The sequence below is a fragment of the Pantoea sp. RIT-PI-b genome (assembly GCF_001187905.1).
Taxonomy (GTDB): domain Bacteria; phylum Pseudomonadota; class Gammaproteobacteria; order Enterobacterales; family Enterobacteriaceae; genus Pantoea; species Pantoea nemavictus.
This window is the reverse complement of sequence record NZ_LGIS01000020.1, coordinates 160,864-179,136: the sequence shown is the minus strand read 5'-3', so window position 1 is coordinate 179,136 and position 18,273 is coordinate 160,864. Positions and strand designations below refer to the sequence as shown.

32 protein-coding genes are annotated in these 18,273 nt (G+C 48.7%); 8 read left to right on the top strand and 24 right to left on the bottom strand.

Annotated elements, in window-relative coordinates:
* Nucleotides 1-4: 4 nt before the first annotated feature.
* Both AC790_RS13485 and AC790_RS13480 read right to left on the bottom strand, forming a co-directional pair.
* On the bottom strand, nt 5-1,258 hold the full coding sequence (locus tag AC790_RS13485) for a PBSX family phage terminase large subunit (RefSeq protein ID WP_049852124.1): 1,254 nt from the start codon (nt 1,256-1,258) through the stop codon (nt 5-7).
* Nucleotides 1,255-1,689 carry a ubiquitin carboxyl-hydrolase gene (locus AC790_RS13480; protein WP_049852123.1) on the bottom strand — a complete coding sequence of 145 codons (435 nt, stop codon included), beginning with the start codon at nt 1,687-1,689 and terminating at the stop codon, nt 1,255-1,257. The genes AC790_RS13485 and AC790_RS13480 overlap by 4 nt, the downstream gene beginning before the upstream one ends.
* A gap of 80 nt (nt 1,690-1,769) precedes the next feature.
* Here AC790_RS13480 and AC790_RS13475 point away from each other — a divergent pair, with 80 nt between their 5' ends.
* Nucleotides 1,770-2,210, top strand: a complete 441-nt coding sequence (locus AC790_RS13475; RefSeq protein WP_049852122.1) for a hypothetical protein — start codon at nt 1,770-1,772, stop codon at nt 2,208-2,210.
* Nucleotides 2,211-2,253: 43 nt separating this feature from the next.
* Here AC790_RS13475 and AC790_RS13470 read toward each other — a convergent pair whose 3' ends face one another.
* The 22 genes from AC790_RS13470 to AC790_RS13370 form a co-directional block, all read right to left on the bottom strand.
* A complete protein-coding gene (locus AC790_RS13470) occupies nt 2,254-2,439 on the bottom strand; it encodes a hypothetical protein (protein ID WP_049852121.1) in 186 nt (61 codons plus the stop codon).
* 36 nt (nt 2,440-2,475) lie between these two features.
* Complete coding sequence (locus AC790_RS13465; RefSeq protein WP_049852120.1) at nt 2,476-2,712, bottom strand: hypothetical protein; 237 nt, start codon at nt 2,710-2,712, stop codon at nt 2,476-2,478.
* Between the two features lie 558 nt (nt 2,713-3,270).
* Nucleotides 3,271-3,648, bottom strand: a complete 378-nt coding sequence (locus tag AC790_RS13455) for a hypothetical protein (protein WP_049852118.1) — start codon at nt 3,646-3,648, stop codon at nt 3,271-3,273.
* Entirely contained in the window at nt 3,638-4,141 is a 504-nt protein-coding gene (locus AC790_RS13450; RefSeq protein ID WP_049852117.1) for a lysozyme, read from the bottom strand. Before AC790_RS13450 ends, AC790_RS13455 begins: the two co-directional genes overlap by 11 nt.
* Before the next feature lie 4 nt (nt 4,142-4,145).
* Entirely contained in the window at nt 4,146-4,388 is a 243-nt protein-coding gene (locus AC790_RS13445) for a phage holin (protein ID WP_007888152.1), read from the bottom strand.
* 602 nt (nt 4,389-4,990) lie between these two features.
* Entirely contained in the window at nt 4,991-5,479 is a 489-nt protein-coding gene (locus tag AC790_RS13440; RefSeq protein ID WP_049852116.1) for an antiterminator Q family protein, read from the bottom strand.
* Entirely contained in the window at nt 5,460-5,594 is a 135-nt protein-coding gene (locus AC790_RS24735; RefSeq protein ID WP_152929129.1) for a YlcG family protein, read from the bottom strand. The genes AC790_RS13440 and AC790_RS24735 overlap by 20 nt, the downstream gene beginning before the upstream one ends.
* A complete protein-coding gene (locus tag AC790_RS13435; protein ID WP_049852115.1) occupies nt 5,591-6,178 on the bottom strand; it encodes a recombination protein NinG in 588 nt (195 codons plus the stop codon). Before AC790_RS13435 ends, AC790_RS24735 begins: the two co-directional genes overlap by 4 nt.
* Nucleotides 6,179-6,436: 258 nt before the next feature.
* A complete protein-coding gene (locus AC790_RS13430; RefSeq protein WP_049852114.1) occupies nt 6,437-6,673 on the bottom strand; it encodes a hypothetical protein in 237 nt (78 codons plus the stop codon).
* Nucleotides 6,670-6,879, bottom strand: coding sequence for a hypothetical protein (locus AC790_RS13425; RefSeq protein WP_049852277.1), 210 nt, complete (start codon nt 6,877-6,879; stop codon nt 6,670-6,672). The genes AC790_RS13430 and AC790_RS13425 overlap by 4 nt, the downstream gene beginning before the upstream one ends.
* Nucleotides 6,880-7,021: 142 nt before the next feature.
* Complete coding sequence (locus AC790_RS13420) at nt 7,022-7,216, bottom strand: hypothetical protein (protein ID WP_049852113.1); 195 nt, start codon at nt 7,214-7,216, stop codon at nt 7,022-7,024.
* 8 nt (nt 7,217-7,224) lie between these two features.
* Nucleotides 7,225-7,674, bottom strand: a complete 450-nt coding sequence (locus tag AC790_RS13415; RefSeq protein WP_049852112.1) for a DUF1367 family protein — start codon at nt 7,672-7,674, stop codon at nt 7,225-7,227.
* A gap of 144 nt (nt 7,675-7,818) precedes the next feature.
* On the bottom strand, nt 7,819-8,136 hold the full coding sequence (locus AC790_RS13410) for a hypothetical protein (RefSeq protein ID WP_049852111.1): 318 nt from the start codon (nt 8,134-8,136) through the stop codon (nt 7,819-7,821).
* Nucleotides 8,133-8,300 (bottom strand): hypothetical protein, encoded by a 168-nt coding sequence (locus AC790_RS24895; RefSeq protein ID WP_161804881.1) that lies wholly within the window; start codon nt 8,298-8,300, stop codon nt 8,133-8,135. The genes AC790_RS13410 and AC790_RS24895 overlap by 4 nt, the downstream gene beginning before the upstream one ends.
* A complete protein-coding gene (locus AC790_RS13405) occupies nt 8,297-8,614 on the bottom strand; it encodes a hypothetical protein (RefSeq protein ID WP_049852110.1) in 318 nt (105 codons plus the stop codon). The genes AC790_RS24895 and AC790_RS13405 overlap by 4 nt, the downstream gene beginning before the upstream one ends.
* Before the next feature lie 38 nt (nt 8,615-8,652).
* A complete protein-coding gene (locus tag AC790_RS13400; RefSeq protein ID WP_049852109.1) occupies nt 8,653-9,036 on the bottom strand; it encodes a hypothetical protein in 384 nt (127 codons plus the stop codon).
* Complete coding sequence (locus tag AC790_RS13395) at nt 9,017-9,238, bottom strand: hypothetical protein (RefSeq protein ID WP_049852108.1); 222 nt, start codon at nt 9,236-9,238, stop codon at nt 9,017-9,019. Before AC790_RS13395 ends, AC790_RS13400 begins: the two co-directional genes overlap by 20 nt.
* Nucleotides 9,239-9,367: 129 nt before the next feature.
* The gene (locus tag AC790_RS13390; protein WP_049852107.1) at nt 9,368-9,562 is read right to left on the bottom strand and encodes a hypothetical protein; all 195 of its coding nucleotides are present in this window, start codon (nt 9,560-9,562) and stop codon (nt 9,368-9,370) included.
* Nucleotides 9,559-10,950 (bottom strand): replicative DNA helicase, encoded by a 1,392-nt coding sequence (locus tag AC790_RS13385; protein ID WP_049852106.1) that lies wholly within the window; start codon nt 10,948-10,950, stop codon nt 9,559-9,561. Before AC790_RS13385 ends, AC790_RS13390 begins: the two co-directional genes overlap by 4 nt.
* Nucleotides 10,947-11,807 carry a replication protein gene (locus tag AC790_RS13380; protein ID WP_049852276.1) on the bottom strand — a complete coding sequence of 287 codons (861 nt, stop codon included), beginning with the start codon at nt 11,805-11,807 and terminating at the stop codon, nt 10,947-10,949. The genes AC790_RS13385 and AC790_RS13380 overlap by 4 nt, the downstream gene beginning before the upstream one ends.
* A 134-nt stretch (nt 11,808-11,941) precedes the next feature.
* Nucleotides 11,942-12,223 carry a CII family transcriptional regulator gene (locus AC790_RS13375; RefSeq protein ID WP_049852105.1) on the bottom strand — a complete coding sequence of 94 codons (282 nt, stop codon included), beginning with the start codon at nt 12,221-12,223 and terminating at the stop codon, nt 11,942-11,944.
* 113 nt (nt 12,224-12,336) lie between these two features.
* Nucleotides 12,337-12,546, bottom strand: a complete 210-nt coding sequence (locus AC790_RS13370; RefSeq protein ID WP_049852104.1) for a helix-turn-helix transcriptional regulator — start codon at nt 12,544-12,546, stop codon at nt 12,337-12,339.
* A gap of 103 nt (nt 12,547-12,649) precedes the next feature.
* On the opposite strand from AC790_RS13370, the gene AC790_RS13365 reads away from it, so the two are divergent.
* The 7 genes from AC790_RS13365 (at nt 12,650) to AC790_RS13340 (ending at nt 18,206) form a co-directional block, all read left to right on the top strand.
* Nucleotides 12,650-13,312 (top strand): LexA family transcriptional regulator, encoded by a 663-nt coding sequence (locus AC790_RS13365; protein ID WP_049852103.1) that lies wholly within the window; start codon nt 12,650-12,652, stop codon nt 13,310-13,312.
* A gap of 231 nt (nt 13,313-13,543) precedes the next feature.
* Nucleotides 13,544-13,756 (top strand): hypothetical protein, encoded by a 213-nt coding sequence (locus AC790_RS24260; protein ID WP_072093426.1) that lies wholly within the window; start codon nt 13,544-13,546, stop codon nt 13,754-13,756.
* A gap of 117 nt (nt 13,757-13,873) precedes the next feature.
* Nucleotides 13,874-15,043: an XRE family transcriptional regulator gene (locus AC790_RS13360; RefSeq protein WP_072093433.1), complete on the top strand. Its 1,170-nt coding sequence runs from the start codon at nt 13,874-13,876 to the stop codon at nt 15,041-15,043.
* Entirely contained in the window at nt 15,043-15,570 is a 528-nt protein-coding gene (locus AC790_RS13355) for a DUF4411 family protein (protein WP_049852101.1), read from the top strand. Before AC790_RS13360 ends, AC790_RS13355 begins: the two co-directional genes overlap by 1 nt.
* A 748-nt stretch (nt 15,571-16,318) precedes the next feature.
* Entirely contained in the window at nt 16,319-16,594 is a 276-nt protein-coding gene (locus AC790_RS13350; protein WP_049852100.1) for a hypothetical protein, read from the top strand.
* A 137-nt stretch (nt 16,595-16,731) separates the two neighbouring features.
* Complete coding sequence (locus tag AC790_RS13345; RefSeq protein WP_049852099.1) at nt 16,732-17,316, top strand: hypothetical protein; 585 nt, start codon at nt 16,732-16,734, stop codon at nt 17,314-17,316.
* 137 nt (nt 17,317-17,453) lie between these two features.
* Nucleotides 17,454-18,206: a methyltransferase gene (locus AC790_RS13340; protein WP_049852098.1), complete on the top strand. Its 753-nt coding sequence runs from the start codon at nt 17,454-17,456 to the stop codon at nt 18,204-18,206.
* The last annotated feature ends 67 nt before the right edge of the window (nt 18,207-18,273 follow it).

The following is an 18,273-nucleotide window of genomic DNA, read 5'->3' as shown; positions in this document are numbered from 1 at the left end:
TGGGTTATCTGCCTTGCAGGCGTTTAGGAATCATCATGCCCATCGTCTGAGCCTTGCGTTTGATGTGACCATCGAGGCCGTAGCGAATGCCGTCCCAGCAGTGTTCATCACCATCTGCCAGTTTCGGCAGCACCTCACCAGTGATGCGGTCAGTTTTGTACGACCACAGGCGAGCTTCACGCGCTACGTTCTTACAACGTGGGTGGATGATGATTTCGTCAAAGCCGCGCAGATGGGCGATTCCATCCTCAACGCTACCCTGCCACTTTTCAGCAGCTGATATTTTGAAGCCCTGACGCTTGAGGTAGCTGATTGTCTCGGGTCGCGCGGAGTCGGCCTTGATAGGCCATTCACGCGAACCGGGTATTGTGTCGTAAAGCGCTGGCATGTGGTCGAGTTCGGTTTGTTGACCGTAAGCCTCATATTCGATGTAAAGGCGGTTGTGCAGAATGAATGAGCGGGTAAGAGTGTTCGGGTCTTTGGCGAACCCGAAGTCGGCGCCGAAGAACAGGCGATCAGCTTCTTGCCACAGCGTGTCACTAAATTCAGCGATGCGGTATTTACCGGCCAGTACCTGCTTATCGGAGTTTTCGAGATAAGCCCCCTCCCACACCCATGCATAGGTTGCCGGATCGAGGCGGCGCTGGTCGTTCAGTCGCTCGCCTTCAAGCACGTCAGGAAACCACGGATTGTCGGTGTAATTCATCTCGACCGTTACGCAGTCGTCACCAGCCTCTTTGCGAAAGCGTTTATCAGTAGCGCTGCCATCGCGCTCAGGGTTCCATGTTACCCAAATCTCTGAACCTTCCTCGCGAACGGTGGGGCTAAGCTTCTGCCAGGCGATTTCGCTCACTGATTCTGCTTCGTCAACCCAGCACAACAGGATGCGTGCTTTCGATTTGATGCTGTCGAGGTTATGTCGCAGGCCGGCGAAAACGTATGTCACCGTCTTGTCGATGGTACGAATGTATTTCTCGCCAATGTCGAAGTTAGAAGCCAGCCACGGCACCGACAGGATCGCCTGCTTAACTTCCTGCATGCTCGACTCTTCCAGCGAGTTCATGAACTCTCGTGCACACAGTATTACGCCGCTCTCACCATTCATCATTGACTGATACGCCTTCACTGCAGTCATTAGTGCGAAGGTGCGGGTCTTGGCGCTACCACGCCCACCGTGTGAGCAGCGATAGCGTTTATTGATTGCAGTGAACAGTGGCGCGAGTTTGGCGGGGATTGGAAGTTGAACGGCTTCACTCATGCTTTTGGCTCAACAGGTAGAAGCTGGATTGTCGTTGGCTTGGTCGCCATGCTGCCATCAGACGATTTGTGGTCGATTTCCTGACTCACCTTGTCGCCGTACTTCTTCGGATTCATCCGGGCTAATGCCCATTTGCGAGTGTCAATTCGCAGGCGGGCTTTGCCAACAGCAGCGGCCTCTTCTGCCACGCTATCAGCAATGTCGAACATCTCTTCGAAAATAGCGTCGGCGCGAGTCTCTGTGGCTTTCGCGTATTGGTCTCTAAAGTCTTCGTGCAGAGCCAGCCAGCGGAACACGGTTGCCTTTGCAGGCATGCCTGATCTCTCACAAACTTTACGCAGGCTTTCACCATCGGCAAGCAGTGAACAGATGTCAGCAGCCACCTCTGGTAGATAATCAGAAGGGCGGCCAGTTTTAGCTTTGGTCGCCATAAGTTTTCCTTGTGAATTTTAGGTCGATTAATTTCTCAAGTTCATTAGTTCCCTGCCGTTAACGTCATAAAGGACATTTAATGGGCAATACAATGAACGATAAAATTGACACCCTGAGAACACATCTTCGCCAATTTGATGAATCTGGGCGAAAGCCTGCTGCTCTAAAATCAGCTGGCGCTTTAATTGAAGAGGTTTTATCTGCCAAACCTCTATCTGAAGAGGCTAAATCAACGATTGTTGATTCAACTCAATCAACGATTGCTGGCATTCACAAAAGCACGGTCGAATACTCTGCGGGTATGACGGTTAGGAATGCCGAGGCTATTGCTAGTATTGGGATAGCTCACGAGTCTAAAGCCTCCGAAGCCATCCAAGCTATTGAGCGGATGAATGAATCTGGACTTAAGGCGCAATTGCAAGAGTCCAAAAATTCAAAGAAAGGCGTTTTTGCCGCTGCATTAGTAGGCATCGGTGCGTTTGGTGGCGCATTAGGTCTCATTCAAAAAATCAGGAAATGATTTTCCCATTGGAATTTATGTGTTTGTAATGGATAGGATTGAGTCATTTTTCTTGCTCCGGCACGTACTCCATCTTGAGCACGTCATCTGGTGCGAGGTATACCCAAGCGCCATCTTCCTGAGCAACACCAATGAAGCCGTTTACGATTTCAGGTTGTGATCGATTCATCAGGCCAATGTGTGTTTCGCCTGATTTGGTAGTGACTGTGATGCGGTAGGTGTCAGGCATATTGGCTCCAATAAAAAACCGCCCGTAGGCGGCTTGCTAAATTTTGCTGTACTCATCGATGTAGTAAAGATCGATAAATTTCTCGTCTTCACCACCAAATATTTGAGTAATTGATTCTCCATCCCCATCAGCAACAATCACATGATTTCCATTCGTACCGGGCATATACGATGCCTTCACAACATGATCCAAGTGGTGCCTGAATTGAGCGTGCAATTCCCTAGCTTCCTCAATGGGTATTTGTTCGTTAAATTCAAAATATCGATTAGCCATTAGAACCTCAAGATAGCGTAAATCACTATCATTGATTGATTCTTAATAGCTGGCAATAGTGAGATTTCATCATCAGGCGCACTCGCAAATGCACCCATTGCCCGGCATTCAACGAAAGATAAGCCTGACCAGATAAATAATGCTTGGAATGGCGCTAATCAGCAGCATGAGGGTAATTGCTAGCAGGCTAGATAGCTGTGCCTCGTTGACCGTGACATGTTCGTAAAGTGATGTGTAGAACAGGAGCGCGTATTGAAAGCAGCAGATTGCAAGGTAAAGGACAATGAACAGTAATACACTTTTCAGAGAAAAAATAATCCAGCGTTTCCACCCTAGCTTGTACCCGCGCTGAAACGCCCCTTTATAGTCTATTAAATATCCCTGCATGTACGGCTATCCATCAAGATTTACATAAGAGTGACAGCTTAAATTACTTTCTAAGGATCACGTTAGCTCTATTGTGACGCCCTATACCACGCCTGCCAGCGGTAAGTGTTCAGGCGGAGCGTTCTCACGCATTCGGCATTATCTACATCCGCCTGCAAGTCAGCGTCACTATCACTTCCCGCCGGACTTAGCTTGCACGGTGGGCTCATCAAATCCTGCGATATTGTTGGCAGCATCGATGGCTCGCTGGCGCATGCTGACAGCATCATCATCAAACCGGCACACAGTGCGATTCGGATCCTGAACATATTTCACCACGTCGCGGTAAATGGTTTTGTAGATGACCTTTCCATCAGCGTTAGCGGTTGCTGCTTTTGCTTCAGTGGGCGCCAGTTTTGCTTCGGCCTTCTGCTTCTTCGCTGCATGCTCGGCGTTTACTTTGTCGCTATGGGCATACCAGCCGTTTAGATAGCGGATTTCCCCATAACCTAATGCGACTACAATCATCAGAGCGATAGCGATCAGGACGGTCCGTAAGCTAAATATCATTTGCGCTTTCCGCCAGGCAGAGAGAACGCTCCATGTCGCGGCGGTTCATCAACCCTTTCCACTTCATGCCTCCGGCGTACACCCAGCGGCGCAGCTCTTCGCATGCTCCAGCCTGGTCGCCAGCGTTAAGCTTTTTCAGCAGAGTGGATTTGGAGAAGGCAGATGTGCCGACGTTATAGGTGAAGCTGTAGAGTGCGGCGCGCGGGTATTCACCCAGCGGCACCTTGACCATGGAGTCGACAGCCTTCTTAACCGGCTGCAGGTCATTCCACATCAGGCGATCACATTCGCGGTCGGTGTACTTCTTGCCCTTCACGATGTCGGCACCGGTATGACCATCACAGACAGTCCATACGCCAGCCACATCCTTGTAGGGTTCATACACGCGCCCTTCCACTCCATCCTTTCCGCCGAGGAATACCGTAGCGATAAGCATGGCTCCGCCGCCGGCAGCAGCAATAAGCCTGTTGCGCAGTGTGTTTGACATTGCCATGGGGTTAATCCTCGGTGAGGTCGGGCGCGGTGGGCCAGCGTTGTAACGCTTTAATCTGCGCTAGAGTGGCCTTGCGTTTGTAATACCAGTTGATGCCGAGCGTGAATAGCGCGACCAGAATACCAGCCAGCACGCCAACAGCACTCCATTCATCGGGACTTAACCTGGTCAGCAGACCGTTGGCAATCGTCCCGGCAGAAGCGCCGTATGCCGCGCCTGATGCCAGTTTGCTCATATCGATACTCATATACACCTCGCTGTTCGCTTGGTGCCGCCTGTAGTCGTAAGAAAAGAGCGCTCATCCCCACACAGCAATGAGGGTCTGAATAAGTTTTGGGATGGCGCTAAAACGAAAAAAGGCCGCCAATTGGCGGCCTCATAAATTTGATGTACCCCACCCGGCGCTTATCTCCGGCACTCGTAATGGCTTAGCTCTTGAAGGGGTAAGCTCAAGGTACATGCGGAAGGTTAAACATTTATTAAATTTGCCGTGCAGGTGTGATTGATTATTGTTACTGCCTATTTCCTGACCTTTAATCTCAGGCAATCGAAAAAGTGCCTGATTTTTAGACTCTGAAAAACAAAAAGCCCCATCGGTCAAGACGGGGCTTTCGGCCTGATATGCGAGATGAATGATTGGACTAAAGAACAATACACATCAGGCGATTCACTTTTTACAAAAACTTTTTTCGGGTGTCAATATCGCAAAAAAACCCTGCTAGCTGGTGAGGCTGCGAGGCTTTTGAATATCACAATTGTTTGTTCGATTGCTGTCCGGGCATCATTAAGAACACTTACGGCAGCTTACATTCAAATTGTGGCTCATTGGCTCAACAGAGTCAATACTTACTATGCGACTTTTCTAATTTTAACCACACGTTTGCGATCGTTAAATGCATTTAGCAGCGGAGTGTAGAGAAGATACAAACTTGCATTGAGTATCTCGTCCACTTCTCGCCGGCAAGTAATCATTGAAGGTACGCGATAGCTTTCGCCGCCGCGCCCCGACATTTTGCGAGGACTTGCGCACTTGTGATAGTAAGATGCGATTGCACGCTTGGAAGAGCCGTGTGCGTAGTAGCTAAGCAGTATGCCAAAGGCTTTTTTATCGATGCTCATGACGGAGTCCACGACCTGAGAAATCAAGAGTCCGTCATCATCGTTGCACATTGGGCGGTATGGATATGATTGTGGTTCAACAGTAGCCATGTATTGCGCTATGACGCTGCTCTGGCGCTTTTCCAGCCTTCCTGAATACACCCACGCACCCCAAAGTTCTAACCAGCTGTTAAGCCAGTCATGCTGCTCTTTAGTGAGATTAAGCTCGCGTACTGGCATCTTTTACCCCCATGATTTTCGCTGTGTTACGTAATATGCGGTAGTTGATTTCGAACATGCGGCGGGCGCGGTACATCCGCAGCAGTTGCCACTTCTGTCTGAGGTAGTCGGTCATGCTGCCTGCTCCAATTTGGTTTTCAGCTCACGCAGCGCAGCCCTGTAATGCGCTCTGATGCGCTCCAGTTCTTCGCGGGTGTATCGGTGAGGTGTGTTGTTGGATTCGAGCGCTAAGACGCGCTGAAGGCCGATTTTTGCTATGAGGTTGACCCTGTATGGGCCGATGTTGCCGGAGTGGTGAACGTTACAGGCTGAACATTGGCTGTGACATCCATCCTCGTTAAACCTTAACTGCGAAGCCGCGGCAGTTGTCCTGAAATGTCCCGCGTGATAGCTAACTGCTGTTGTGCTGCCACAGCTGATACAAACGTCGCCGTCTCTCGCCCTGATGAAGTCGTTGAATGCTCGCTGGGTCATGTTCATCCAGTGGCTTAACGGTTTCACATCGGCTTTGCGCTTGTTCCATGCCGCGCGCTCCTCTTTCGCCAGGCGCTTTTGCTTGCGCTCGGTGAGTTGGTTAGCGAGTTGGATGGCACATTTGGGAGAGCAGACAGTTTGGAGGCTATTGCGGGGGATAAACTTATCAGGGCAGCATTTGCATTTCTTCGGCTTCGGCGGTTTCGGCTTTTTAGCCTGTGCCATTATCGTCTCCTGTCATGTCGAAATTGGGATCGGCTTCTGCCCACGCATCGACGCAGGCAGCGCAACAATAAACTTCCTCCGTGGTGAGTAACGCAGGACAACCAGCGCACCTGATATCGGGCGTATCGCCAGATGGCGTGGAATGGGACGTATTCGAAGTGTTCTGCATACCAGGAGTCCTCTTCGCAGGTGTGGCAGCTTATGCCGTGAAAGTGCTTATCTTCACTGGTGAGGATGGTGTGGCAGCGGGTGCAGCGTTCACGCATGATTGATTGTCCACTTATCTGCGGTTGTGTACTTAATTAGTCCCTTCTTTCGCAAGGCCTGCAGTCGTCGGTCGATAATGCGAAAGGCTGAACTTTTGATTTGCCCTTCAAGCCACTGCGCTTGCTTATAAACTTCTCCGCCGTCAATTTTTGAGAATGTGTTGTTGCCTGCTGCAATTCGCTCCTGAATGAGCATGTCGAGATAGGTGTAGTCCGTCTTGTTGCTCATAGCTGGCTCCACATCGGGTTTTGATATTGCTTGCTTGGTTTAGGTTCGTGGCGGGATTCAGGTAGCAGCGCGGAAACGAGCCAGAACTTCGGGTCGAATGCGAGCGTCTTTTTGGTTTGAATCTGCCGGGAGGTGTAGCGCTGAATGAGTTCGTTTGCGGTGGTGGTGTCGAGCGGTTCCGGATGGGTGAACCATGATCTCTTCATCTCGCCCTCGCTAACATATGCCGGCATGTGTCGATGCTGCATCCCATGCGCTGGCTGATGATTGCGAATGTCAGCCCCATTTTTCTAAGCTTCCCTACCTTGTTGCACTCTTCCTGTGTGTGGTGTTGGTATCTGCCTTTGCTCATGCTGCGCACCTGTATTCAGTGGTTACAGTTCCCGGCGTGCCGGTGGTGAACATTGCGTTGCGATCGGGGTGTTCTGGTTTCACTTCCATCAGTCCGTCAAAGCGCTGGTATACGCAGTGAGGCTTCTCATGGATGAACGCCAGCCACGCAGCTTCTTCAATGGCTGCGCCAATATCGGTAAAGGGTGTCATTGGATTCCTCAGAAGTAGGAATAGAGTTGGTTGATAATGTTCTGGTCTTTGGTGCCGGCGAATACATGTTTAATGGCGGCGTTAATCAGGGATGAATAGCAGCGCTCAAATTCCTCCTGCTCCATGTTGCTGTAGGCCAGACTCTTTGCTTCAGCTCTAACCTCGCCGCGGATGTTCGTCACCATGTCGTAATGGCCTGCCAGGATGGTCAGGTCTTTGCGGAACCGGTTGAACTGTGTCGTTTCATCGGCATGCTCAAGCCCTGCCCGGTCAGCAGCCCAGTGCTGAAAGCAGAAGTTGAAGAATGCGAAAGTTTTTCGATGGAATGCGGGGTTGCGGGTCAGTTTGATTTCGGCGGTGTACTGCTCGCCATTTTTGAAGCGGGTAAGGCGCTGTATGTCACTATCAAGCGCTGGGGTGAATATCCCCCCGGCCGATTTGATCAGCTCGATTTGCATGGCGTTCCTCGATAGCTTTCTCCAGATATGACGCGATGCTGTCGACCAGCAGCTGTTGCTCTGGTGTCAGTTTCGTGTCGTTGAGTTTGTCGTTTGCTTCGTAGGCTTGGCGGAGTGGGTCAGGTCTGAGGGGGATTACGTTGCTCATATCTCTTCCTCGACAATATGAACTCCTAGCTCGGCTAGCATATTTACAACTTGCTTTCTGCTATAGGCTTTGTGTGAGTCGTCAGCGTATCGGCAGGCAGGATCTGGTATTTCAATTTTCATTGCTTCCCGACTTGCCACCCATGCCCTGAAGCACCACTCGGTTTCCATGTATTCATACTGACCATCGGCTCTTTTTTTAATGTCGCCTTCGGTGTATCGAGGCATCGATACTATCCATGCTTCGAATTGCTCTCTCATGGTTTCCCCTTCTCCACTTTCACGGCAATCATCGCCGCTGGTTTGGGTTGTCATACACTCTCCAGTTGGCTACGTGCGCGCCACGCATTCCACATGTAGTTGTAAACCTGCGCTGAGTAACCATCTCCAATTCGGCGGGTCTTTAGGCTGCCCCAAGGAAGCGCCCCTACCTCTTCTGCCCAATGTTCAAATTCATTGCGCTCTAATTCTTCACTCATCCTTCCCTCCCATCATTCTCAATCACCCGATAGGCGATGATGTCGTAGAATTTTCCATCATGAAACCAAGTCCTGCCGCCTGCCTCAACCTTCATTACGCCACCAGCACGCCACTTAACATCCACGACTTGTGCGGCATCAACCGGACACTCGCCTCCACCCCACGCAATCCACCCACCCGCCTCAGTCGCAATAAACTGCTGTCGTATTTTTGATATTTCTTTCAGGTGGTCTTCATAACGTACCCAGCCGCCATTTTGGTCTTCTTCCATCTCACTAACACCATACCCACCCTCTGTATATCTCTTCACCATCTTTAATACTCCTCTAGCTAATAGCGTTGTCTTTGCGTTCAGACTATGCGGTAGGCGATGATGTCGTCCGGCTCGTTATCATGAGTCCAGCTAAAATTACCGGCAGCATCTTCCATGCCCATTCCGTCACGGTATTTAACTTGCACTTCGGTGCTGTATGCCTCCGGGCATTTGCCACCTTCCCACTCAATCCAGCCATCATTTTCAATCTGCAGGTAGGTATCCGTTATCAAATCCTGCTTATCCGTTATCAAAGATGCGCTATCCGTTATCATTTCCTTCTGCTCCAGTACTGGCAGGGCAATCTCAAGGGCTTGCAGGAATAGCTCAGAGCACATGCTCAATCCGATATTGGGAGCGGATTGCATTTCTTTCAGAAGGTGGATATTACTGCGTGCGACTTCAGCGATTGGCTTGTTCATTGCCTCCCTCCTGTTGCGTCCGAATATATTTGAACCCATCGCGATCCTCTGCAACCTTGAGCAGGATTCCATCTTTGCACATACGTCGGGTAACCTTGCGCATAGCGCTATGGCTCCAAGCATAACGGTGCACGAAGATGAATCCACGCTCATCAATAATCCGGTGAATGTGGTTTGGTTTTTTGATTTTGTCAGCTCGCATCAGAACCCACCCTTAGTTTTGTTATTGCCGCCTTTTTCGGAACGGAATCGCGCTGTGGTGCCGGTGGTTTGCTTTCGCCGAATACGCGCTTAATCAGCTCGGCGCGAGGCAGTCCGTGAATTACCTGTGTCATGACGCAGCCCTCTTGCCTGAGAAAAGCTTGCCGGATGCGAAAAGCAGCGCGTAATGGACATGTGAAGCAGCGCTGCGCATGTGGAGTTCTTCCAGCTTTCCGAGATCGACAAACACTGGCCCGGTGTAATGCGGTCGGTCTGCGCGGATAAGCGCGGTGATCGCTTCTGCATCTTCGATGGTTAAATTCATACGTCAGCCCCTTTGTTGTAGCGGCGTGATTGCTGTTGAGGTTGTTCAGGCTTGGTGCGGCATAGCTTTGCGGCTTCTTCCTGATCGGTTGGCTTGAAGTGACCGTTGACGAAGGCCTGATAGACGGTGCCGAGTTGCCCGAAGCGGTTTTTGGTGACGATGATTTCTGCCAGTTTTGCAGCGGGTGATTCATCGTCATATACGGCTTCGCGGTAAAGCATGATGATGCTGTCTGCGTCCTGCTCAATGCTTCCTGAGTCGCGCAGGTCTGCGTTGGTCGGGCGGCGCTGGCCTTTAGGGCGCTTCTCAACATCTCGGGATAGCTGGCTCAGTGACATGACAGGCGTCTTCAGGTCTTTCGCCATGCGTTTCAGGCTGCCAGATATGTGTGCGATCGCGAGGTCGTTCCGGTCTGCCTTCGGCTTCTCAATCAGGCCGAGGTAGTCAACGAGGATGAGCGATAACGCCGGGTGGTTGCGCTTGTGACGTTCTGCGATGGCGCGGATCTGCTCGACGTTCATCTTGCTGGCGTCAACAATCCAGACATCCAGATCAAGCAGGCGCTTCATGCCTAGCGTGACTTTCGCCCAGCCTTCGTCGTCCATCTTTGCGGGGTTGCGCAGATCCGATACCGGGAGGTTTCCAGCTCCTGCAAGCTGTCGCTCAATAATCTGGTTTGCGTCCATTTCCATGCTGAAAATCAGCACGCCTCGATTATCTTTGCTGCCGGGCAGTTGCTGCCGACCAACTCCTTCCGCCACTGTGAGTGCAAATTCCGTCTTACCCATGCCCGGACGTGCAGCCACGATAACCAGGTCAACCGGGTTGATGCCGCCGGTAATCTGGTCAAGCTCTGGAATGCCGGTTTTCAGCGTGTCGGACTCTTCACCCTGTCTAACGCGCTTCTCCAGCAGCTCCTGATACCCGTCGAGAACGTCACGGATGTGCATCGGCCTGATTTCATCACCGGGGCGGTCAATGTCGGTCAGCGATGCCATGAACTGGTTGATGGCGTTGAGCGCTAACTCATGATTGCCGGCCGAAGATATCTCGCGCTTACCAGCGTCCATCAGCTCGGTAAACCGGCGTACCTTGTGGTAGTCAGCCACGACTCGTGCATAGCCTTTCAGGTTTGCTGCTGAGGGGCATTTACGCGTGGTTTCCATGATGTGAGCGACGTAGTCATTCCCCATGGCTTCCGCAACCATCATGCCGTCAATCAGGCCTCGCTGTTTCGCCTGGCGCTTAATCTCGCCAAATGCGCGGCGGTACAGCTCAACGCTGAATGCGCTGTCGTCCAGCGTGGCGATCACGTCACTCGCATCAGGCGTATATCCGCCAATCAGCAAGCCTCCGATTACACTGGCTTCGATATCTGTGTTAGTCATGCTGGCTCCTTGTGGTCTGCAAATTTGCCTTCCCTGACGCCTGTCAGCGTTGCATCCCTGAGCAGGTAATCGAGATCTGCTGACCAGCCAGTGTCATTGGCGCCGAAGTAAAACGGCTTGGCCTGACAGACAAAAGCCCGAACGTATGACCGGAATCCGGCGACGTTAGGCGTTTTCAGTTGGGGGATTAATTTCTTGATGCGACGTTTGCGGGCCTCGTTTGCAGCGACGGCATGTGGCAGCCGATCACCAACTTCCTCGTTGTAGGCTACCAGGTATGAATCGTAATCGATGCGCTCTGCCTTTCGCTTTTCAGGTGAAACCTGATCGCCATCCCGGCCCCCTTTGGGGGTATGGGGGTAATTATTATTTAATTCTTGTTCTAGTAACTTCTTGTTCTGTTCACCGGTTGGTTCTTCGGATGGTTCATCGGGTATGGCACTCAAAGCCGCGCCAGTATTGGGTTTGTTGTTATCGGATGGTCTTTCGCGAGGTTCATCGGGTGAAATGGCCTGATATTCGGCATAATTCGTGATGGTGATCACCGTCCCGAAGCGTGTTCCTTTGGTGGTGATCATCCCTTCTCTGGCGAAGAAATTAATCATCCGGGTCACCGCCTGCGGACTCTTCTCATGACCGTCCTGATCACGCAATTTACGTCCGATAATCGCCGCTGTGGTCACCAGTTCGCCGGGTTGTAGATTCCACTCTTTGCCGGAAAACTCTACTGTGCGTGGTCTGTAGGAAGCCTCACCGATAAGCCGAATCCACATTGCCAGCTTGGCAGTATCTTTGGCCCAATCCTTGGACAGAAGACTCCTGAACAGTGCAAAGTGCCCCTGCTTTTGGTTTTCCATCCTTGCGCTCCTGAGCTTGCGAGCTGCGTTGAAGTCTAAAAGTTCAGCAGTTGCCATAACTGCCCCCTTTACTGTTTACATATCCAGTTAGTCCTGGCATTATTACCTCCAGTGATTGGTGTCACTAATGTGGTTTAAGCCTCAAACGTTCCCGCGTTTGGGGCTTTTTCTTTGGCGCTTATCGCCTCAATCGTTTCCTGCACTAACCGGCCCATCGGGCTAACTTCCCAAGCCATGCGAGCCGTACAAATCACAGCTGCAATAAAGCGCCAGTCAGCGCGGCTAATCTTCGTCTCATGGCACCCAACGCCTTTAGCGAACTCTCGCCCGGTCATTTGAGACACAGCCAGTAGAAGATCTGTTTGAGTGCGGTTAATCTCGCTCTCTGTTGGTTTGCTGTAGTTTGCTGATTCCATTGCGTAATATTCCTTTGTTGAATTAGTTGCGTGACATTGCGGTGAGCAAGTCACTTGGGTTTGCTCCGGCATTTCGGCGGGAGCGGCTTCAGAGTTTTAAAGAGCGGTAATGCTTAAGCTGCTGTTGGCGGGAATAAATCATCGATTCCCACTGACGCGCCGTGTTTTTTGAAAACGGCGACTAGCTCTCGGCATTGGTTTAAATTCAGGCTGCGACGACCATTTTCGTAATGTCCAATCGCGCCTTTTGTTAATCCAAGTTCGACTGCTAGCTCTCCCTGCGTCAGGCCCAACTGCTTACGAATGTTGCGTAAGTTGTTCATAGGGTCCTCCTTAAAACCGTAGTATACATTTCGTATCTGTAGTGAGCAACAAAATATACATTTTGTGTCTCGATTAAAAGAATACGAATTGTATGATTTAGGGATGAATATGAAATGGTATGACTTGGCCAAGTCCCGTATGAAGGACATGGACATAAATCAAGAGAAGTTGGCCGAGCATCTAGGGATAACCAAGGGTGCCGTTAGCCACTGGCTAAATGCTAGGCGTGAGCCGGGGATCGAGGACATCGCAAAAATAATGCGATTCCTCGGCATGAAGGAGTTCATTGTCAACCACGATGGAACCATAGCCCCTACACCTGGGTCGTTAAATAATGTGGCGTTCGTTGAACAATATAAGCCAGGTAAGCGCTTTCCTGTGTTGAGTAAGGTTCAAGCCGGCGCATGGGCTGAAGCATGCGAGCCCTATACACTAAAAGAGATCGACTTATGGCTTGAATCAGATGCGCATGCACAAGGTGATGCTTTCTGGCTTGAGGTTGAAGGAGATTCAATGACTGCTCCGATGGGGTTGAGCATCCCAGAGGGCACGTTCGTGTTGTTTGATACTGGCCGCGAAGCAGTTAACGGTAACCTCGTCATAGCCAAATTGGTAGATGACAACGAAGCGACCTTCAAAAAGCTGATTATTGACGGTAGCCAGAAGTATCTTAAGGGGTTAAACCCTCAATGGCCTATGACGCCCATCAATGGAAACTGCAGGATAATCGGCGTGGCAATTGAGACTAAGTTGCGGCTGCTGTAATGCTCATTGGCCGGAAGAGACGTTCAGTTAATCTATACACGGAGAGTTTATGAGCATAAGCAGAGTAGTACTTGTTTTGGCATTTGCAGCGTGCATTGCCCTGCTACTGAAGGCAGGAATGCCCCACTTTACCTCTTACCTCGATGGAAAGATTGATAGCCAGATTACTAAATGGGCTGACGGAAAAGAGGCTGGAAAAGAATTCTAGAATAATTAATAAGGAGAACAATTATGGACGATATCGATTTGGCACAAGAACGAGAAGAGTCTCGCCTTTCAGCTGCTCTCTCAGCTCGTGCGCCACGCCTAGTTAGCCGCAATGGTAACTGCATTTGGTGTACGGATGAGCCAGTGGTGGCTGACACGGCTTTCTGTTCAGCTGAATGCGATGAGGACTATCACAAGCATCATCGTGAAATGAAACAGCGCATATCAGGTGAGTGATAGAGCCGAATGAAGTCTTTTCGAATGGGCGCAGTAGGTATAAACGAATTGACGATGAATCTTTGATGCACAACAATGAATGTATGATAGTTGGTGTTTTTTTACTTGGTAGAGACTATGGCTAAGCCAAATCCTGAAATTATAAAATGGGCAAGAGAAAGCTCTGGCTTGAGTTTGGACGAAGCTGCAAAGAAGCTGAATCTCAAAAGCTCAAAGGAATCAGGTGCTTCTATTTTGTCTGATTATGAATCAGGAGAAAAAGAACCAACAAGTAAAAAGGTAGGTGAGATAGCTAAGTTGTATCATCGCCCTCTTCTTACGTTCTACCTTACTAAGCCTCCAGTTATTCAAAAAAAAGGGGAGGACTACAGAACCGTTCCTGACTCCATACCTCTAGAAGCTAATGGAAATGTTGATGCAATTGTTAGAGATATTTTTGTCCGGCAGAGCATCGTTCGCGAAGCTTTGATCGACTCTGATGATGCTGAAGTTAAGGACTTTGTTGGTTTCCTAAATAATCTGCCAGAAATAGCAGATGCCGTCTCCTATATAAACACAAGATTCAATATTAGTTCTGAAGAATTTAGGCGGCAAGGAACAGCACATGATGCAATGGGATATCTAAGGAAGCAGGTCGAAAACGAAGGTGTTTTCATCCTCTTGATTGGAAATCTGGGCAGCCATCACTCATCCGTTAGCACTAATTACTTCAGAGGCTTTGCTATAGCGGATAAAATCGCGCCGTTTATTGTTATAAATGATAATGATTCAAAAGCGGCTTGGAGTTTTACGCTATTGCATGAGCTTGCTCATATACTTATTGGCGAAACTGGGATTAGCAATACCAGCGTTGCGCACAAGATTGAAAAATATTGCAATGATATTGCTAGTAACATTCTATTGCCCGCAGATGATCTCAATACAGTAAAAATAGATGATCCTTCAAACTTCGAAGAACTTTCAACAGTACTTCAGGAAAGGGCTTCATTTTATAATGTAAGCCCTTCACTAATAGCATACCGTCTGCTGAGAGATGGAAGGATTAGCATTAAAGAATGGGAAGAAATATCCTCTCATTTCAAAGAGATGTGGATGCAGAGCAAAGTAAAAAAGCAAGATGAAAAGAAATCGGCGGGTACTTTTTATGTGACAAAGCGTCATAAGACTGGTGGCGCACTTTTGAGGGTTGTTAAAAACTCTATTTTAGAGGGTGTAATAACCGAAACCAAAGCAGGGAAGGTTCTAGGTGTCAGTCCTGGAAATGTGGCAAAAATGGTGGGATTATAATGTCTGAACAAAGGGATAAATTATTTTTACTCGATGCTAACATTTTGATCCATGCTCACGATTATTATTATCCTCAGAGACGCGTACCAGAGTTTTGGGAATGGATTTTATTTCATGCGACAAATGGCCGTCTCAAAATGCCACGAGAAATAATTGATGAAATCAAAGGCGGTGATAGTGATATTCATGCAAAATGGGTTCATCACAAAACGAATAAGCCGCACATTATGCTTCAAGAGGATTTTGACGCAGATATTCTTGGTCGTGTAGTAAATAATGGATATGCACAAGACTTATCTGATCTGGAAATTGAGAAAATAGGTAAGGATCCATTTTTAATTGCTTACGCAATGAAGGATATACGCAATAGGATAGTAGTTACCAATGAAACCCCTAAACCTAGTAAAATTAGAGCAAATCGGAAAGTACCCGACGTCTGTAATAATCTTGGGGTTCAATGTTGCAATGTTTATCAGCTCTTGAAAGATCTAGACTTCTCAACAGACTGGAAAGGCAGAACCGCATAGCCAACACGATTACTACGCCTTTTAACTACCTCTTCTCCATTAGCCCGCCACTGAGCGGGCTTTTTTGTGCCCTTATCATATCCATCAGAACTGCCAATCCTTAGGGATGATTCTTATCATCGATCATTTTGTGATCATGCTAAGCATTGTTGTTATTATAGCGACGGGTTACACACAGCAAGCGTAATGCCTACGAGAAAAAACTTCATTTGAACGAATTTATGCCCGCCTAGTGCGGGTTTTTTTGCGCCTATCGAAAATAAATCCCCTTCAATTTCATGACATAACGTATACAACATAAAATCAGTATACATTTCGTATTGCACTGGTTGAATACGTTTTGTATATTCTATCCATCAGCAGGACGCACCACCCAACAGGACGTTGGATCGCTCTTTAACATTGATGGGGTTTGTCTCCGCCGAAATGCGGGGAACCAAAGAGAATTTGGCTTTGGACTGGCGTGTCGTGGAGCTTAGGCCTATCCGGGATGATCGGGCCGACCTATGAAGCGACTTGAAATCCGGAAACGTCACAGGTTCCGGCGCCAGTACCTAAGCCAATTTATAAAGCCAAGCCGCTGGCAACTTTGATGCGGCATACAACTACAGGAGGAGTTATGTAACGGGTAACAGTGAAGACTGAGAACTTTCCAGATCGAGAAGTATGCCCCGCTACCAAGGTGGCTGGCGGGGCGAGTTGATTTAGCAATGCGGACCATCGCTAAGCCAATTACCGGAGGTACACCATGACAGTAGTCGTAACTTATCTGGCCTCTGATAACGCCAGAAATCGTCGCAGAGCACGCCGTGCAGAAGCGAATGAGCATCTGAACGCAGATAACCGCCTTGCTCGCAAAATTGCAGTAGCGAGCGCTGGATGCAGCTTAAACGTAGCCCGCGCCGCCTCCTCCCCTAGTCTGCGAGATAAGCAGGAAGTTGGAGCAGTGTGTTTGCCGGAAATCGCAATTTATAACGCCGGTCATCGCAAGATGCGGAAGGACGCGGTTCACATTGTTAAGTGATGTCCATCCAATAAACTATAAGAATTCTTTTAGCAAAAAGGTTAAATAAGCTGTTTAATTGATTCTAATCGAGTGTTTAGACCTCATACATATAAGTAAAATTGGTCGGTACAACTTTGAGAGCAAGGATTGATAGCATGACCAATAAAATCACAGGAATTTCTTTAATTGCTGCATCAGTTATTCTGGGCACATCCATATTTACCGCTGCAATGGTGAATAGTGGGCTTCTATTACAGAAGGAACATGTGCAACCTAGAGAAAACATTCTTACCACCACGGTAGGTCATGTAAATCTTGGCAAGGTTTACAGTGAGAGCCGTGGCATGGATATAACTCTCGTTAATTCAACAAATAAATCACCAGCAGCCATAAATTTAATCGATGTTGATCCTAGTAACTTTTCAAAAGATCTTCATGAGGCTTTAGTTAAAATTGCAAAAGATGTCAATGAAAGCCAAAATCTCACTGGCGATAAAGCGATTAAAGCAGAGAATTTATCGGGTACAGTTGCATTTAAGTTAAAAATCAAAACTTACATGAAATATACATCTGAACACATGCCGATGTTTACGCTAATGATTCAAGACAAAGAATTGATTATTGATAAGAACGAAAACTTAGAAAGTCGCATCACCACTGAAGCTCAAAATGTGTCTAAAGACAGCCTGCCCGCATTTTCATCAAGTAGTTTTATAAGTAGCCCATCACCAAAGCAATAATTTTAACTGAGATTATAAATGCCCTAATGGCCGCCTGATGCGGCCTTTTTTACGCCACCTGTTCACTAAACAGCGTGGACGCAGCAGAACATTAACCGGCTCCGAATGGAGCTTTTTTTACGCCTATAGGAAACCAAATGCGTGTAGATAACGAAGTGTTGAATGTGCTTAGTGCCTGTCAATGCGAAGGTAACAACCTGATTCTTACTGGTCAGCTAGACCGCAATCTATACACCCGAACCAACAAGGTGATTGAAGCAGCTGGCGGCAAGTGGAACCGCAAAGCCAAGGCGCACGTCTTCGATATCGATGCAGCCGAACGCATTGAGCAAATCATCCTTACTGGCGATGTTGTCGTGCCGAAGGATGATTTTGAGTTCTTCCCTACCCCACCAGATGTTGTCCGTCACGTAATCCATTTGGCAGATATTGGCGATGGAATGAAAGTTCTTGAGCCTAGCGCTGGCCAAGGTGCAATTGCTAAGGCAGCCCATGAGGCGGCAGCAGATGTGATGATTGATATGTACGAGCTTATGCCAGCTAACAATGATGCACTGCATGCACTTAATCTTCGCTTGTCAGGCATTGGCAAGCCTGTTGATTTCCTGACTATTGAACCAGCGCCAATTTATGACCGCGTGGTAATGAACCCGCCATTTGGCCGTCAGGCTGACATCAAACATGTCACTCATGCGCTGAAATTTCTCAAGCCGGGTGGCCAGTTAGTTTCAGTTATGGCTTCTTCGGTGACGTTCCGCAGTAACAAACTAACTTCGGATTTCCGTCAACTGATTGAAGAGCGCGGTGGTCATATCGAAGATCTGCCAGAGGGTGCATTCAAATCATCCGGCACAATGGTAAATACCGTTATCGTTGTGATTCCAGCATAACCCGCCCCCGAGCGGGTTTCTTTTTACCTACACAAATGCCAATACCATGAGCACACAAGATTGCATT